The organism is Chthoniobacter flavus Ellin428 (assembly GCF_000173075.1).
Classification (GTDB): domain Bacteria; phylum Verrucomicrobiota; class Verrucomicrobiia; order Chthoniobacterales; family Chthoniobacteraceae; genus Chthoniobacter; species Chthoniobacter flavus.
Map to the genome: position 1 here is coordinate 57,867 of NZ_ABVL01000004.1, position 15,076 is coordinate 72,942.

A 15,076-nucleotide genomic window follows, 5' to 3' on the forward strand; every position below is an offset into this window, starting at 1 on the left:
TATGAAAACGGTGCAATCGTTCATCCCCGCCATGAATATTCCCCGCCCCGTTCTCGTCTCGCTGCTTGGTTTCGCCGCCGCCATCACGCTGGCCGATGAGGCCACCGATTTCCCGCCCAAGCCGCCGGTCAAAGCGCTCTCGCCCGTCGAAGAAGCGAAGACCTTTCAACTTCCCAAGGGCTACCACCTCGAGCTCGTACTCAGCGAACCGGACATCCTCGAGCCGGTGTGCATGGCCTTCGACGGCAACGGTCGCCTCTTCGTCGCCGAGATGCGCAGCTACATGCGTGATATCGATGGCTCAAACGAGATCGTCCCCACCGGTCGCGTCTCCGTCCACTGGTCGAGCAAGCACAACGGGGTTTACGATCAGCACCGTATCTTCGCCGACAAGCTGACCCTGCCGCGCCTGCTCCTGCCGCTGGCCGATGGCGTGCTCATCGGCCAGACGGACACGAACGATATCTATTTCTACCGCGACACGAAGGGCGACGGCGTGGCCGACGAAAAGAAACTCGTCTATCAGGGCGGAGCGCGTGGCGGCAATCTCGAACACCAGCCGAGCGGCCTCACCTGGGGGATCGACAACTGGATCTACTCCGCGGTGAACAATTATCGCCTGCGCTGGAAGGATGGACAGCTCACCAAGCAAGACATTCCCGGCAACGGCGGCCAGTGGGGCGGCACGCAGGACGACGACGGCAAGTTCTGGGTGGTGAATGCCGGCTCCGAAAAGGGACCGATCAATTACCAGCAGCACTTTCTCTACGGTCAATTCAATGCGCGCCATCAAGCCGACGTCGGCTTCGAGATGGTCTGGCCGGCGATGGGCCTGCGTGATTTCCAAGGCGGCCCGGGCCGCTCGCGCGATGACAATACGCTCAATCACTTCACCGCCACCTGCGGTGGTGAAATCTATCGCGGCGACCAGTTGCCCGCGGAACTGAAGGGCAACCTCTTCTTCGGCGAACCCGTCGGGCGTCTCGTGCGCCGCGCGCAGATCGAGGTGAACGACGGCATTACCATCCTGCACAATCCGTATCCGCAGAATGAATTCCTGCGCAGCACGGACCCGCTCTTTCGTCCGGTCGATATGAAGACCGCGCCCGATGGCACGCTCTTCATCTGCGACATGTATCGCGGCATCATCCAGGAGGGAAACTGGACGCGTGAAGGCAGCTACCTGCGCAAGGTCATCAACCAATACGGCATGGACAAGGTGATCAACCACGGCCGCATCTGGCGTCTCGTGCATGACACCACCAAACATGTGCCCGAGCCGAAATTGCTCTCCGCTCCGCCCGCGCAACTCGTGGCCACGCTGGCGAATCCCAACGGCTGGTATCGTGACACCGCGCAGAAGCTGCTTGTCTTGAAACAAGACCAGAGCGTCGTGCCCGCTCTCACCACCATGGTGCAAAAGGAAAAGAATCCGCTCGGCCGCATACATGCGTTGTGGACGCTGGAAGGGCTCGGCGCGCTCACGCCCGATCTCGTCCGCACGGCTTTGAAAGACGCTTCGCCACAGGTGCGCCGGGCCGGCATTCGGGCCAGCGAATCCCTCAACGATCCCGCCTTGCAGCCAGACGTCGCCGCGCTGGCCAAGGATAGCGATCCGTCGGTCGTTATTCAGGTCTGCCTCACGGCGAAGCTCATGAAGTGGAAGGATTACGCGGATTTCATCAACCGTGCGGCCATGACTACACCCTCGAAAGGTGTGAAGGAGATCGCCACGCAAGCGCTGACCAACAGCAGCGAATTCCCACGCGAATTGAGCGGCACGCAAAAGGAAATCATGAATCGTGGACAGGCCACCTATCAGGAACTGTGCTTCACCTGCCACGGTCTCGACGGCCGGGGCATGAGCGCCGAAGGCATGCCGCCCGGCACCACCCTCGCGCCACCGCTGGCCAATGCCAGGGTCGTGCTCGGCCATCGCGATGGCCTCATCCGCGCGCTGCTGCACGGCGTCACCGGCCCGGTGGGCGGCAAGACCTACCAGGGACAGATGATCTCCATGGCGACGAACAGCGACGAGTGGATCGCCGATGTGCTCAGCTACATTCGCAATCGCTTCGGCAACTCCGTGACCTTCATCGAAGCGAAGGACGTGGCCCGCGTGCGCAAGGAAACGCAGAGCCGCACCACGCCGTGGACCGAAGAGGAAATCGCCGCTACCGCACCGTCCGTGCTGAAGAACCGTCCGGAGTGGAAGCTCACCACCAGCGAAAATGCCAGGGGTCTCGAAGCCATCGTCGATGGGAATCTCAAGACCAAGTGGAGCAGCGAAAAGCCGTTGGCCAATGGCATGTGGATCTCCGTCGAACTGCCGTCCGAGGAAACGATCAACGGCCTGCGCCTCGCCTTCGGCGAACATGGCGGCTATCTCTCTCGCAACGTGCGTGTCGAGACCTCACTCGATGGCCAGACCTGGAGCAAGCCGGTCTACAACGGCACCGCCGTGACCAACCTCACCGAGATCGCCTTCAACCCGACCAAAGCGAAGTTCATCAAGATCACCCAAACCGGCGGCGGCGACAAACGCACGCCGTGGAATCTTCACGAGCTGGACGTCACCACACCTTCCGCCCTGACGCACTGAAAAGCGCGGCGAGTTTCTTACTTGCCGCACCCCGCCTCATCCAGACAGCCGCGCACATTCGCGGCCAGCACGGTCGCGGAGCATGGCTTCGGCAGGAACCTTCTTCCTCGCCCCAGCGGGAGATGGTGATCCACGGCATCGGCGCTATAGCCGCTGCAGTAGATGACCTTGAGAGAAGGCTGCCGGGCGATCAATGCGTCGGCCAGTTCGCGGCCGGAGATTCCGCCCGGCATCACCAGGTCGGTCAGCAACAGATCCACCTGGATTCCGGGATTCTCCCATTTCTCGAGCGCGACGGCTCCTGATTCGGCGGAGATGACGTGATAGCCGAGACGCTCCAGGACGCTGCGCGTCAGGTTGCGGACCATCGGTTCGTCTTCCACGAGCAGAATGGTCTCCGAGCCACCGGGGATCGCCGTGATCGGGCGTGCCAGGGGTTTTCGGGCGGGAACCGCCGCGCAGGCGGGCAGAAACACCCGAAACGTCGTGCCCAGGCCCAGCGCGCTTTCCACGTCGATCCAGCCGTGATGCTGCTCGACGATGCCGAAGACGATCGCCAGGCCCAGGCCCGTGCCGCGCCCGATTTCCTTCGTCGTAAAGAACGGTTCGAATATCCGGGAAAGATCCGCCGCGGCAATGCCGCACCCCGTGTCACTCACGCTCAGGCAAACAAAACGCCCGGCAGAGATCCCTGGCTTGGCCGCCGCCGCCTCCGCATCGACATTCGCCAGGTCGAGCGTGACGATCAGGCGGCCGCCAGTGGGCATCGCATCGCGCGCATTAATGGCCAGGTTCATCAGCACCTGCTCCACCATCCCGGGGTCGGCGTGGACCATCGGCAGCGGCGAGGCAAAGCGGCTTTCCAGGACAATGTCTTCCCCGAGCATCCGCAGCAGCAGCTTGTTCATCGCGCCGACCACTTCCGTCAGGTCGAGATCGCGTGCTTGTTTCACGTTGCGCCGGCTGAAGGTGAGCAGTTGCCGGGTGAGATGGGTCGCCCGATCCGCCGCCGTCATAATGTCCCGGATACCTTCGCGGGTGACGCCGTCATCCGGCGCCGTCTCCAGCAGCAGGGCCGACTGCATCTGGATGGCGGACAGAAGATTGTTGAAGTCGTGGGCAATCCCGCCGGCCAGTCGCCCCACCGCCTCCATCTTCTGTGACTGGCGCACTTCATCCTCGAGCTGGCGCCGCGCGGTGATGTCTTCGGCCACACCGACCATGCGGTAGATGCGACCTTGGGCATCCTTGATGGGAAAAGCGCGATCATGAATCCACCGCACCGCGCCGTCGGGCCGCTCGATGCGATACTCCATGTCGTACTCACCGCTGTTGGCCAGTTTGCGTCGCGCCTCGGTCGCTCGCGACCGGTCATCGGGATGAATCGTCGCCATCCATGACAGCGGCGATTCGTAGAGGCCCTTGCAACTGCGTCCCCAGATTTTCTCGTACGCCGGACTGATATAGATCGTCCGGCCTTTGGTCACATCGACCAGCCAAAAGACTTCCTCGATGCTTTCGGCAACCTGCCGGAAGCGCTGCTCACTTTCGCGCAACGCCTCTTCCGCAAATTTGCGTTCGGTGACATCGCGGACGACCGAGATCACGTAGTCGCGATCCAGGGTGATGTAGTTCGCATTCACCTCGACGGGAAAAATCGAGCCGTCCTTGCGGCGGTGCGCCCCGACCAGGGCCTTGGACCCGGCCTGTCGGATGTGATCCACGTGTTCTACCCAACGGCCGGGCGTTTCGAAATCGATGCCCACCTCCAGGTCCGGCACCCGCAAGCGGAGATATTCCTCCCGGCTGTAGCCGTGCACCTGGCAGGCGCGTTCATTGACGTCGAGAAACCGGCCCGTCACCGGGTCCACGACTTCGATCGTATCGGTCGCGCGATCGATCAGCGTGCGGAATAGCTTCAACGCCTCCTCGCCGCTCTTCGCTTTCGTAATGTCGACCATGATGCCGCGCAATTTCACCGGGCGGTCATTTTCCGAGATGACCTTCACCAAATCGTGCAGCCACACCACCCGCCCGTCGGCCGCGATCATGCGATAGTAAAAGTCGTGGTCCCGTCGCTCCTCGGTCGCCCGCAGGCAATAGTGGAGCGCCCAATCCCGGTCGCCCGGGTGGAGATGATTCTGCCAGAAATCGGCTTCGTTCAGCCACTGCTCGACCGGGTAGCCCAGGATGCGCTCGGCCTGCTGGCTCACGAAGGTAAAGTGGAACGTCGGCACATCCAGTTCCCACACGATGCCGTCGATGTTATTGACCAGCGAGGCGTAGGCCCGCTGCGATTCCCGCAGATTGCGGTCCGCGATCAGGCTCGTCAGCGAATCCGTCAGGCGCCGGCCGATTGTGCGAAAGAGGTTTTCCTCCTCCGCTGTCCACTCACGGGCGTAGGAGCACTGGTGCAGGCCGAACATGTAGGGCTTGTCCAACTTCGGGCAGAGTGCCATCGCCATGATCGACCGGATTTGGTATTCCTCCGCCACCGGCAGCATCGGGCGGTCTATCCCCGGCCGGAATTTCACCGGCCCGTTGGTCTGCCGCAGATAGCCCATCACCTCCGCGATTTGCTCCTCCATCGGGAAATCGATTCCGGCGGCAAAGCCTCCCGGGTATTCCGGGCGAGTCCGTTCCATCGGCACCCGCCACGTCGGTGCCGCCGGGTCGCAGGGATAAACGAGCCAGGCTCGATCGCACTCGAAGATCGCCAGCAGCGACTCCAGCACATCGCTCATCATTTGCTCCAGGCTTTCCGCCCGCTGGATCGCGCGATTGACCTGATCCATCGCTTCAAAGAAACGCAGGTGCGCCAGGCGCTCCGCGTCTCCCTGCTTGATTTCCGTGATGTCGATGTGGCTGCCGACCATGTGCGTCGGTTTGCCGGTGTGATCATTGAAGAGATCCGCCTGGGCCAGGATCCAGCGCCACGAACCATCCTTGTGCTGCATCCGAAACTCCGCTTCGTAGTCCGGCCACGGTTTGGCAAAATAGTCCGCCAGGCGCTTCTTCATCCGGGGAAGATCGTCCGGGTGCACCCGCGCCTCCCAGGAGCTGAATTCACTGGGAATTTCGTCCGGGCCGTAACCCAACTGCCGCTTCCATTCGTCGGAGAACTTCACCGCATTGGTCCGCAGATCCCATTCCCACAAGCCCACCTTCGCCGCTCGAATAGCCATCCGCAGATGGGCTTCTCTGCGATGCGAAGTATTCATGGCCGCGATGGAAAGGACGTATCCACCACGAGTATCCCACCGGCACCGGAGGCGTGTTCAGGACCCGATTTTGGTTTCGGGTTCAAAGCACGCTTGCGGCGTGCAGTGGTGTCTTCGGGGGATGCGTGATTCTACTCACTGTTCCGCTATTTTTTCCAGCGAAAAGATAGAGATTATTTAACGACAGCCAATCTCGGTGGATCGCGATCTTCGAGCGCGATGGCAAAAATGACGGGCAAAGCGCCACTTTCCCCTGGGATGAAGGATGAAGAATGCGCCTTCCGCAGTGCCCTCTGCATCCTTCTCTTCTCTGCGCCTCCGCGGCCTCTGCGTTTAAAAAATCTCTTTGCCTGTGTCTCCGTCGCGCTGCGCCCTCAGCACGCGCCCACCGGTTTCACCACCAGTTCCCGCAACACCTCCGCGGCCAGCTCAAACGAACGCAACCGCGCTCCGTGATCGAAAATCTGTGCCGTGATGATCAACTCGTCCGCGCTCGTATTCTCGATGATCTCCGCGAGTCGCTCGCGAATCGTCGCCGCTGAACCGACGGCCGAGCAGCGCGTCATGCGATGCACATAAGCTTCCTCCGCCTCGGTCCATTGCATCGCATCCACCGGCGGCCGCAGCTCCGAGCGATTCCCTCGCACCATCCCGAGAAAAGCCTGCTGCAGCGACGTGAAGAGGCGCGCCGCCTCGGCATCCGTTTCTGCGGCAAAGACATTGACGCCTACGATCACGTGCGGCTTTGCCAATTGCGCCGAGGGTTGGAAATGGTCGCGATAAAGCGCCAGCGCTTCGTACAGGTAATCCGGTGCAAAATGCGAAGCGAAGCCGAACGGCAGTCCAAGCAGCGCTGCCTGCCGCGCACTGAAATCGCTCGAGCCCAGCAGATAAATCGGCACCGAAAGTCCCGCCCCCGGAATTGCCCGCACCGGTTCAAACGGCGACGCCGGTGCAAAGTAAGACCGCAACTCTCGCAAATCCTGCGGAAACGTATCCCCGCTGCTGCCCAGCCCACGCCGCAGTGCCCGCGCAGTATTTTGATCTCCACCCGGCGCGCGCCCGATGCCGAGATCAATCCGCCCCGGATAAAGCGACTCCAGCGTCCCGAATTGCTCGGCAATCACCAGCGGTGCGTGATTCGGCAACATGATCCCGCCCGACCCCACGCGCATGGATTTCGTCCCTCCGGCCACATGCCCGATGAGCACCGAAGTCGCCGCACTGGCGATACCCGGGATATTGTGATGCTCCGCCAGCCAGTAGCGGTGGTAACCCCACGTCTCCGCATGCTGCGCCAGATCGAGCGTGCGACGAAACGTTTCCGTCGCCGTGCCACCTTGGACGATCGGCGCGAGGTCGAGCAGAGAATAGAGAGTCATGAAATGGGTGGCAGAGGCATGTTTGCGTTGTTGCCCTCAATCTAATTCGCGCCCGCTCACTGTGCAAAAGGCGCTAGCAGCTGAAGCGGCGGTCCATGACCCGATTTCCCTCTGCGGCTCTCCATGTTCTCCGCCGTGCGAATCCTAAAAATGTTTGCCGCCTGCGTCGATTTTTAACCGCGAATGGACGCCAATGAACGCGAATAGAGGAGGAAGATGAATGCGTTTCCGATTCGTGTTCATTAGCGCCCATTCGCGGTTTTTTACTCCACGAACCCCTCTACACTTCTTCTCTGCGCCTCGTGCAGTGCTAACCTGAAAAGTGTACGTAGCTTGTGGAAATTTTTTAACCGCGGATTTCACAGATTTCACGGATTGAAGGCAGTGACGGTTCGATTTCTTTAATCCGTGTAATCCGCGAAATCCATGGTTCCCCCCTCTGCGGCTCTCTGCGTTCTCGGCGTCCTCTGCGCTTAAATGGATGGGCATTTGGTTGCGTGGGGTGCGCCGGGCCCTCTGCGGTTAAAAATTCTTCAATTACGGATCCGCGCCCCTGCGTTCCATCCTTGAAGTCCCTCCCGAGACAGACTACCCCATCCCTCCGCATTCCGCATTCCGCATTCCACATTTCCTACCATGTCCGTCCTCGTCGTTGGTTCCATCGCTCTCGATAACGTCAAAACTCCCATCGAGGAGCATTCCGACCTGCTGGGCGGTTCCACCAGCTACGCGTCGGTGGCCGCGAGCTTCTTCGCGCCGGTCAATCTCGTCGGCATCGTCGGCGACGACTTTCCCCAGGCGCACATCGATTTTTTCAAGAAGCACAACATCGACCTCGCCGGCTTGCAAATCGTCCCCGGCAAGACCTTCCGCTGGTCGGGCGAATACATGTGGGACCTCAATACCCGCGAGACCCGCAGCATCGCGCTGAATGTCTTTGAGAGCTTCGAGCCGAAGCTGCCCGCGGGCTACGAAAGCACGCCTTACGTCCTGCTCGGCAACATCCATCCGAGTCTCCAGCACCACGTGCTCGACCAGGTCAAGAACCCGCGGTTTGTCATCGCCGACACCATGGACCTGTGGATCAACAACACGCCGGAGGAACTCAAGCGCCTGCTCACCCGCATCGACATGCTCATCCTCAATGACAGCGAGGCCCGCATGCTCACCAAGCAGACCAGCCTGATCAAGGCCGCCGCCCAGATCCGCAACGCCGGCCCCGCCTATCTCTGCATCAAGAAAGGCGAACACGGCGCGCTGCTCTTCGGCCCGGAAAGGCCAGTTCTTCAGCTGCGAGCGCCTATCCGCTGGAAGACATCCACGACCCCACCGGCGCCGAGGGATACCTTTGCCGGCGGCCTCGCGGGTCACCTCGCCTCGCTCAATCACGAAAAGATCAGCTTCGACTCCCTGCGCAAAGCCGTCGTCCTCGGCAGCGTCCTGGCCAGCTACAACGTCGAAGCCTTCTCCCTCGAGCGCCTGCGCACCTTGACCAAGGCGGACATCGACGGGCGCTACCAGACCTTCAAGCGCATGAGCCAGTTCGAGGTCATCGGGTAGCTCTTGGGATCAGCCCCAGGCTTCGCCTCCCGGAGGGAGGCCAGAAATTAGCCGGTGGCGTGAGCCACCGGACCGCCTTCCCACCATCATCCGTCCCGGAGGGCCGGCATTCGGACCTTGAATCGGTCGAAGAGGCATCATCGGGTTCAGCCTCCCGATTTTCCGGCGAGCCGGGATTTAACAATATAGTTCCGGGTGACACGATACAGGACCGCGATTGAGCACAGGAACATGGCGATCCAAGGGATCGTGGAGAGAAGCTCTCTTCCGCCCGCGATGATCATACTGACGGCCCCGACCGCCAGGGGACCGAAGAGTAGCCACATGCCGATGAGGATGATGAGCTTCGGTGGTCCATCGACCGCAGACCGATAACCGAAGCCTTCCGCGTAAATATGTTGAAGTGGGTCGACGTTCGCGACCATGCCGATGGGGGCACCGCAAGCCGCACAAAACGCCGCGGTCGCCGAATTACTGAACAGGCATTTAGGACAGACGACGCCCTCTGGTGATGGCGTAGGCGGGTGAGATTCGGTGCTCATGAGATTGGCTCTTGGCTACAGCGCATGGCCGGGCGCGGCGGCTGATTGGAAAACCGTGATTAGCAAAATCACCACGAAAACGATTCCCGAAACAAGCAAGATACTTTCGAGATCTCGCTACCCCAGAGCGCGTCGTACCGCTTCTTCCACGACCGCGGGTGACAACCGGACCAAAAGACCATCCGGCGCTGTCACGACGGTGACTTTCTCGTTGGCCGGCGCCCAGATGGCGGGATCGGTGGGACCAAAGAGCAGCACGCACGATGTCTCCACCGCGGCGGCGAGATGCGAGATGCCGCTGTCGTGCCCCAGGAAAAGCCGGCATCGCTCCAACACCGCGGCAAGGTGCGGCAACGGCAGATTCTGCGCGAGCAGCACCGGTGCTCCGCGCAACGCCTGTTGCACCGTGGCCAGGGGCGCGGCATCCGCCTCTCCGCCGATCAAGAGCACCCTCGCTTCCGGCGCATACCGCGACAAACCTTTGGCGATCGTCGCCCAGTTCTCCGCCGGCCAGTTCTTGCGCACACCTCCGCTGCCGGGATGAATCGCGATCACCGGCGCAGTGGAGTCGCCGAGAAATTCCTTCGCCCGCGCCCGGTCTTCCGCCGAGGGATACAACTCGGCCGCTGCGCTATCGAGAAAGAGCGCCATCCGCTGCAGGGGCTGCGCGAGTTGCTGGGCGGCGTGCTGGGAATCATCGATCTTCGCGTAAGCCGGGAGAAAATTCTTCACGCCCGCGCGGCGCAGATTATTCTCAAAGAACAGATCGGGATCGAAGAGATAGCTGACGACCTGCTGGAAGCTCGCAAAGTATTCCACGAGGTCCGGCGCGAGCTTCGAGTTCGGCACGAAGAAGCCCGCCATGGGACCGTATTCGATTGAGCGCGTGGCGTCGGCGTAGAAGCGTGCGCGAGCCAGTTCGATGATATGCTCGTAACCGAGGATTTCGAGCTGGGCCTCTGGAAAATTTTCCCGGAGTAGTCCAATCGCGGGAAGGGTGAGAATGAAATCTCCAATCGCTCCTCCCCGAATCACCAGAATGCGCGGCTTCACGTTCTTTAGTTCTTAATCGTATTCTTTAATCGTTAATCCTTAATCCCTCAGTGGGCCACCGAGATTAACGATTGAGGTTCAAAGGTGACGATTAAGAGCAGGCCACTTTCGCTCGCGCATTCGTTACCCGCAAAAAAAAAACGCGCCCTCATCGGGCGCGATTTAAATTAGTGACTGCCTGGCATCATGCCACCCATGGGTCCTTGACCCTCCCACTTTTCCGGCCGATTCCACGGGATGGTGCTGACCTGATTGGGATCACTCGCCTGCTTGTTGTCGTCCGCGCAGGAAGTCATCAACGTCATGCCAACAACCCAGCAGAAGGAAACCCAGAATTCGCGTCATGGTTCCTACGATCAGCTATTGGGAAGGCCGGGGGCGGGAGCGACAGGGAGGGTAGGTGCAGGAGCGGGAGCGGAATCGGGAGCAGGCTTGGTGGTCTGCTGATTGCCACGGGTGCCTTCGAAGATCACGGTATCGCCGGGCTGAACCGTCACGCCCTTGCGCACGGTGCCGGGCAGGACATCGGCAATCGCCGTGGAAGGTTCCACCGAGGTGACCCGCAGGCGGGCGACTGGCTCATTGCCGCGGACGACGACGAGCGATGAGTTGACCAGCACGCCGTTCTTGTCGCCGACGCTGAGCACTACGAAATTCCACCCAGAGTTCACCGCGAGGATGCGGCCATGCAGACCCGGACGCATGATACCGAGGTCGCGCTCGTGGTCCTTCTTGCGGAGTTCGGCGAGCTGCCGGTCGTTCTCAGCACCTTTGGCGACAGCGGCATCGGCGGCGAGTTTGTTGGCTTCGGCGTCCTTTTCGGCGGCCTGTTCCTTGGCCGTGGCGTCCGCGAGCTGCGCCTTCAGGGCGTCGATGTCTGCCTGCTTCGGAGCATTGGGATCAGCCGGGTTGGTGCTGGCCTTGGCTGCAGCGAGTTCCTTTTCCTTGCTTTCGAGAACCTGCTTGGCTTCGGCGAGCTGCATCTTGGCGTCGTCGGCTTCCTTGGTCTTGTCGGCTGCCGTCTTCTCCGCGGCGGCTGCCTTGTCGCCCGCATCCTTGGCGTCCTTCTGGGCCTTCTCGGCGTCGTTCTTCGCGGCGCGGGCTTTCCCTTCTGCGTCGGCAATCTGGCCCTTCGTTTTGCTCAGGGACGTTTGCAACTTGTCGACATTACCCTTCAGCATAAATCCGACGCCAGCGGTGGCGAGCATGAAGAGCAGTGCGATGCCAATGAAAACTTTAGCCATAAGGGAATTGTGAAAGGTATGTGTAGGGGGGCGGATGGGTTGGTTCAACCTAACCGCGTATTGCGCCGCACTTTAAAGCCTTGAAAATTTATCAATGCAAGAGGTTTTCCCCTAATTTTTCGTGAATAAAGGATTTGTGTTGCCGCTGACCTGCCCCAATAGTGTCGCCTCCGTCAGGGACTACGGATTGAAGGCAGACAAACCCCGCCAGGGCCGGAAGGCAGCAACGGTAGTCCGACCTTCCTTGTCGTAGCTCTCTGACGGCTTTTTTGTCTTTAGGCGACATTCTCAGGGGGAGGAGGCTGGGGGATGGGGTTAAAATGGAACGGGTTTTTCCAATTTCAAGGAAATGAGAAAGCAATGTTCATGCTCAGAGCGGGCGATTCCCGGAGGGAGAGGCCGCTCGGGACACTCCGGTCAGAATGACACGTGAGGAGGGCGTCTGGATTTTGTCATTGGAGTCGGGTGCGAAATGCGCCTAATTGCGCGCCATGTTTCGCACTGGAGCGCAGTTCATGCTTCTCGTCCTGCTCGCCGGTCTGGCGCTGTTGAATCAGTCCCAGATCGAGCCGCTGGCTTCGTGGGACAATGGTTTTGCGGACTTTCTGGCCATGAACAGCCACCGCGGCGCCAAGCCCACGCCGATGACCCTGGTCCGCATCGATGACGCCACTCTGGCGAGCCATCCCTGGCCGTGGAATCCGCTCGATTTTTCCCTCTTCATCCCCGCGGTGTTGCCGCTGAAATCCTCGGTCGTCGCCATCGATCAGGTGCTCGATTGGGACCGCGCGATTGTCCTGCCAATTCCGGAAGACCCGAAACGCCGGCCGCAGTTCGCCGAAAAGCTCCAGCAATACGAAACGATCCTGCGCGACAATATCCTGCGTGCTCCCAAGATGCTGCTCGGCTCGAAGCTGGGTATCCCGGACGATCCACAGGTCATCCCGCCGCTGCAGGAGGTGCCGCTGCTGCACAATGTGAAGGGCTCGATCAGCGAGATCCCCGAGTTCACGGCCGTCGAACTCCAGCCCGCGGAAAGCTACCGGCTCTCCTCCACCGTGGGCTTCACGAACCTTCCGCCCCACCACACCCATTTCAATTCCGTGCCGCTGATCCTGCGCTACCGCGGACAGATCACGCCTACCTTCCCGCTGCAGGCCGTGCTCCTCTGGGCGAAGCTGACCCCGGACGATGTGAGCGTGCAGGTCGGCTCCTTCATCGACATCGGGAAAAAAATCCACATCCCCATCGATAGCATGGGCCGCATGCGGGTGGATTTCGGGGCGCGCTTCCTCAGCTTCAGCCGCGACGAACTGCTCCTGGCCAGCGAGCAGAAGGAAGCCGGCGGCAAGCCAATCGTCCCTATCGATCAACTCGCCAACAACATCGTGCTCCTCTCGCGCACCGACGCCGCTGCGCGCACCATTCCGCTTGCCGCGCGGCGCAACGGCTCCCCGGGCGAACTCTTCGCCGCGGCCATCGCCACCATCCTCGATCAATCCTTCATCCGCCCCGTGCCGGAGTGGGCGGATTACGTCATCATCGCGGTGTTCATGCTCTGGAGCTTCCGCATCCCGCGCATGAAGAAAATGAAGACGATTTTCTACGGCATCTTTGTCCTGGCGATCTACGGTCTCGTCGCCATTGCCGTCTTCTCGCATTGGCTGATGTGGATGCCGGGCGTGGTCCCGGTGGGCGTGGTCGCCGTGTGCGTGCTCTTCCGCCTCGTAACGCCGGATTCCTTCGGCAAGCCGAAGCGGCCGGTGATCTTGTAAGGGGCGGGGCAGGCTTCTTAATCTTAATCCTAATCGTAATCTTAATCCTCTGCCGGAGAGAGGGAGTAAGATTAGGATTAAGATTAAGATTACGATTGCCGCTTTGCCGATCGGAGCGGCGAAAACATTTGCCATCCCCGTCGCGCCCCCGCATCCTTCCCACAGGTCATGGGTGGTCTCACCTTCACTAATCTGACCCGGCAGATCGAAATCGGCGCTAATTGCTACTGCCTCGACCTGGCCGGGAAACGCATCGTCCTCGATTCCGGATTGCATCCGCGCTTCGATGGCACTGCCGCCCTGCCCGATTTCAGCCGTCTGCCGGATGGCACGGCCGACGCCATCATCCTCTCGCACGCGCATCAGGATCATGTCGGCTCTATGCCCGTGCTCATGCGCCGCCAGCCGCAGGCGCCGGTGTTCATGACCGAGGCCACGCGGCTGCTCAGCGACGTGATGCTGCACAATTCGGTCAACGTGATGACCAAGAAGCGTGACGAAGGCATCACCGAATACCCGCTCTTCACCCACCGCGAAGTCGATGTCGCTTTTAAGCGCTGGCGCCCCGTGCCGTTGCACACGCGCTTCGATGTCACCGGCGAACGCCTGCTGCCCAGCGAGGACGCGGAGCTATCCTTCGAGTTCTTCGATGCCGGGCACATCCTCGGCTCCGTCGGCACGCTCATTCGCGCGCAGGGCCGCAAGATTTTCTACACCGGCGACGTGCAGTTCGATGACCAGACGATCATGCAAGGCGCGCAGTTCCCCGAGGAGGAACTCGACGTCCTCATCATCGAGACCACGCGTGGCGATCGGGCCACGCCGGAAGGCTTCACCCGCCACGGCGAGGAATTGCGCTTCGCCATGGCCATCAGGCGGCCTTCGATCGCGACGCCGGCATCCTCATCCCGCTTTTCGCCCTCGGCAAGACGCAGGAAATCCTCGCGATGTTCTACGAATTCCGGCGCGGCAATCTCCTCGGCCTCGGCCCAATCTACATCGGCGGCCTCGGTACGAAATTGACCGAAATCTACGATAAGCTCGCCCCGCAGACCCCGCGTCAGCACCCGCAGCTCCAGCTCCTCGACGCCGTCGCTCCCTTCACCATGGCCGGCCGCGCTGCCGATGCCACGCCGCTCAAGGGTGGCCGTATCTACGCCCTTTCCAGCGGTATGATGACCGAGAAGACGCTCTCCAACGTCTTCGCCCGCCAGGTCATCAGCGACCGGCAACACGCCCTCTTCTTCGTCGGCTACGCCGACCCCGCATCCCCCGGCGGCCGCCTGCGCAGCGCTGCTCCGGGCGAGATCGTGCAATTGAGCCCGGACGTCCCCGCACAGCCGCTCAGTTGCGAGGTCGAGCAATTCAACTTCAGCGCCCACGCCTCCCGCGAAAGCCTGCGCGCTTACGTGAACAAAGTGCGCCCGAAGAAAATCGTCCTCGTCCACGGCGACACCCCGGCCATCGAGTGGTTCCGCACGACGCTGGCTGGCGATTTGCCGCAGAGCGAGATCCTCCTGCCGACACCGGGCGTGCCGCTGGAATTGTAAAAAAAGGATGAAGGAGAAGGCGGTGTGGCCCTCTTAACCTTAATCGTAATCGTAATCTTAATCTCTTCTGAACCGGGGGATTAAGATTACGATTACGATTACGATTAAGACTGCCGCCAACCCCATCGGAACCTTCCGCCTTCCTCC

General features: G+C 61.0%; 10 protein-coding genes and 1 other RNA gene. 6 read left to right on the forward strand and 5 right to left on the reverse strand.

The window, feature by feature from the left end:
- Window positions 1-31 precede the first annotated feature (31 nt).
- Entirely contained in the window at window positions 32-2,602 is a 2,571-nt protein-coding gene (locus CFE428DRAFT_RS08090; RefSeq protein ID WP_131990059.1) for a DUF7133 domain-containing protein, read from the forward strand.
- Between the two features lie 17 nt (window positions 2,603-2,619).
- Here the strand turns inward: CFE428DRAFT_RS08090 and CFE428DRAFT_RS33260 are convergent, their stop codons facing one another.
- Both CFE428DRAFT_RS33260 and CFE428DRAFT_RS08100 read right to left on the reverse strand, forming a co-directional pair.
- Window positions 2,620-5,823, reverse strand: coding sequence for a PAS domain S-box protein (locus CFE428DRAFT_RS33260; protein ID WP_049975581.1), 3,204 nt, complete (start codon window positions 5,821-5,823; stop codon window positions 2,620-2,622).
- 374 nt (window positions 5,824-6,197) lie between these two features.
- Entirely contained in the window at window positions 6,198-7,205 is a 1,008-nt protein-coding gene (locus CFE428DRAFT_RS08100; protein ID WP_006979016.1) for an LLM class flavin-dependent oxidoreductase, read from the reverse strand.
- 636 nt (window positions 7,206-7,841) lie between these two features.
- On the opposite strand from CFE428DRAFT_RS08100, the gene CFE428DRAFT_RS08105 reads away from it, so the two are divergent.
- Window positions 7,842-8,765: a PfkB family carbohydrate kinase gene (locus tag CFE428DRAFT_RS08105; RefSeq protein WP_006979017.1), complete on the forward strand. Its 924-nt coding sequence runs from the start codon at window positions 7,842-7,844 to the stop codon at window positions 8,763-8,765.
- 146 nt (window positions 8,766-8,911) lie between these two features.
- On the opposite strand, the gene CFE428DRAFT_RS08110 is transcribed toward CFE428DRAFT_RS08105, so the two are convergent.
- The 3 genes from CFE428DRAFT_RS08110 to CFE428DRAFT_RS08120 form a co-directional block, all read right to left on the reverse strand.
- Window positions 8,912-9,307, reverse strand: coding sequence for a zinc finger Ran-binding domain-containing protein (locus tag CFE428DRAFT_RS08110; protein WP_131990057.1), 396 nt, complete (start codon window positions 9,305-9,307; stop codon window positions 8,912-8,914).
- A 117-nt stretch (window positions 9,308-9,424) separates the two neighbouring features.
- Complete coding sequence (locus CFE428DRAFT_RS08115) at window positions 9,425-10,360, reverse strand: glycosyltransferase family 9 protein (protein ID WP_006979019.1); 936 nt, start codon at window positions 10,358-10,360, stop codon at window positions 9,425-9,427.
- Window positions 10,361-10,716: 356 nt separating this feature from the next.
- Window positions 10,717-11,604 (reverse strand): hypothetical protein, encoded by an 888-nt coding sequence (locus tag CFE428DRAFT_RS08120; protein ID WP_006979021.1) that lies wholly within the window; start codon window positions 11,602-11,604, stop codon window positions 10,717-10,719.
- Window positions 11,605-11,775: 171 nt separating this feature from the next.
- On the opposite strand from CFE428DRAFT_RS08120, the gene ffs reads away from it, so the two are divergent.
- From ffs to CFE428DRAFT_RS08135, 4 genes are all read left to right on the forward strand, one after another.
- Window positions 11,776-11,870, forward strand: an RNA gene (gene ffs / locus CFE428DRAFT_RS34995) — signal recognition particle sRNA small type.
- A 225-nt stretch (window positions 11,871-12,095) separates the two neighbouring features.
- Window positions 12,096-13,379, forward strand: coding sequence for a CHASE2 domain-containing protein (locus CFE428DRAFT_RS08125; protein WP_006979022.1), 1,284 nt, complete (start codon window positions 12,096-12,098; stop codon window positions 13,377-13,379).
- 168 nt (window positions 13,380-13,547) lie between these two features.
- On the forward strand, window positions 13,548-14,402 hold the full coding sequence (locus CFE428DRAFT_RS08130; RefSeq protein ID WP_006979023.1) for an MBL fold metallo-hydrolase: 855 nt from the start codon (window positions 13,548-13,550) through the stop codon (window positions 14,400-14,402).
- Entirely contained in the window at window positions 14,327-14,929 is a 603-nt protein-coding gene (locus tag CFE428DRAFT_RS08135; RefSeq protein ID WP_042724650.1) for an MBL fold metallo-hydrolase RNA specificity domain-containing protein, read from the forward strand. Before CFE428DRAFT_RS08130 ends, CFE428DRAFT_RS08135 begins: the two co-directional genes overlap by 76 nt.
- Window positions 14,930-15,076 lie beyond the last annotated feature (147 nt).

Excerpts from the sequence above, each read along its gene's own strand:
- CFE428DRAFT_RS08090 (WP_131990059.1), top strand. The coding sequence starts at position 32 with ATGAATATTCCCCGCCCCGTTCTCGTCTCGCTGCTTGGTTTCGCCGCC.
- CFE428DRAFT_RS33260 (WP_049975581.1), bottom strand. The coding sequence starts at position 5,823 with ATGAATACTTCGCATCGCAGAGAAGCCCATCTGCGGATGGCTATTCGA.
- CFE428DRAFT_RS08100 (WP_006979016.1), bottom strand. The coding sequence starts at position 7,205 with ATGACTCTCTATTCTCTGCTCGACCTCGCGCCGATCGTCCAAGGTGGC.
- CFE428DRAFT_RS08105 (WP_006979017.1), top strand. The coding sequence starts at position 7,842 with ATGTCCGTCCTCGTCGTTGGTTCCATCGCTCTCGATAACGTCAAAACT.
- CFE428DRAFT_RS08110 (WP_131990057.1), bottom strand. The coding sequence starts at position 9,307 with ATGAGCACCGAATCTCACCCGCCTACGCCATCACCAGAGGGCGTCGTC.
- CFE428DRAFT_RS08120 (WP_006979021.1), bottom strand. The coding sequence starts at position 11,604 with ATGGCTAAAGTTTTCATTGGCATCGCACTGCTCTTCATGCTCGCCACC.
- CFE428DRAFT_RS08125 (WP_006979022.1), top strand. The coding sequence starts at position 12,096 with ATGTTTCGCACTGGAGCGCAGTTCATGCTTCTCGTCCTGCTCGCCGGT.
- CFE428DRAFT_RS08130 (WP_006979023.1), top strand. The coding sequence starts at position 13,548 with ATGGGTGGTCTCACCTTCACTAATCTGACCCGGCAGATCGAAATCGGC.
- CFE428DRAFT_RS08135 (WP_042724650.1), top strand. The coding sequence starts at position 14,327 with ATGTTCTACGAATTCCGGCGCGGCAATCTCCTCGGCCTCGGCCCAATC.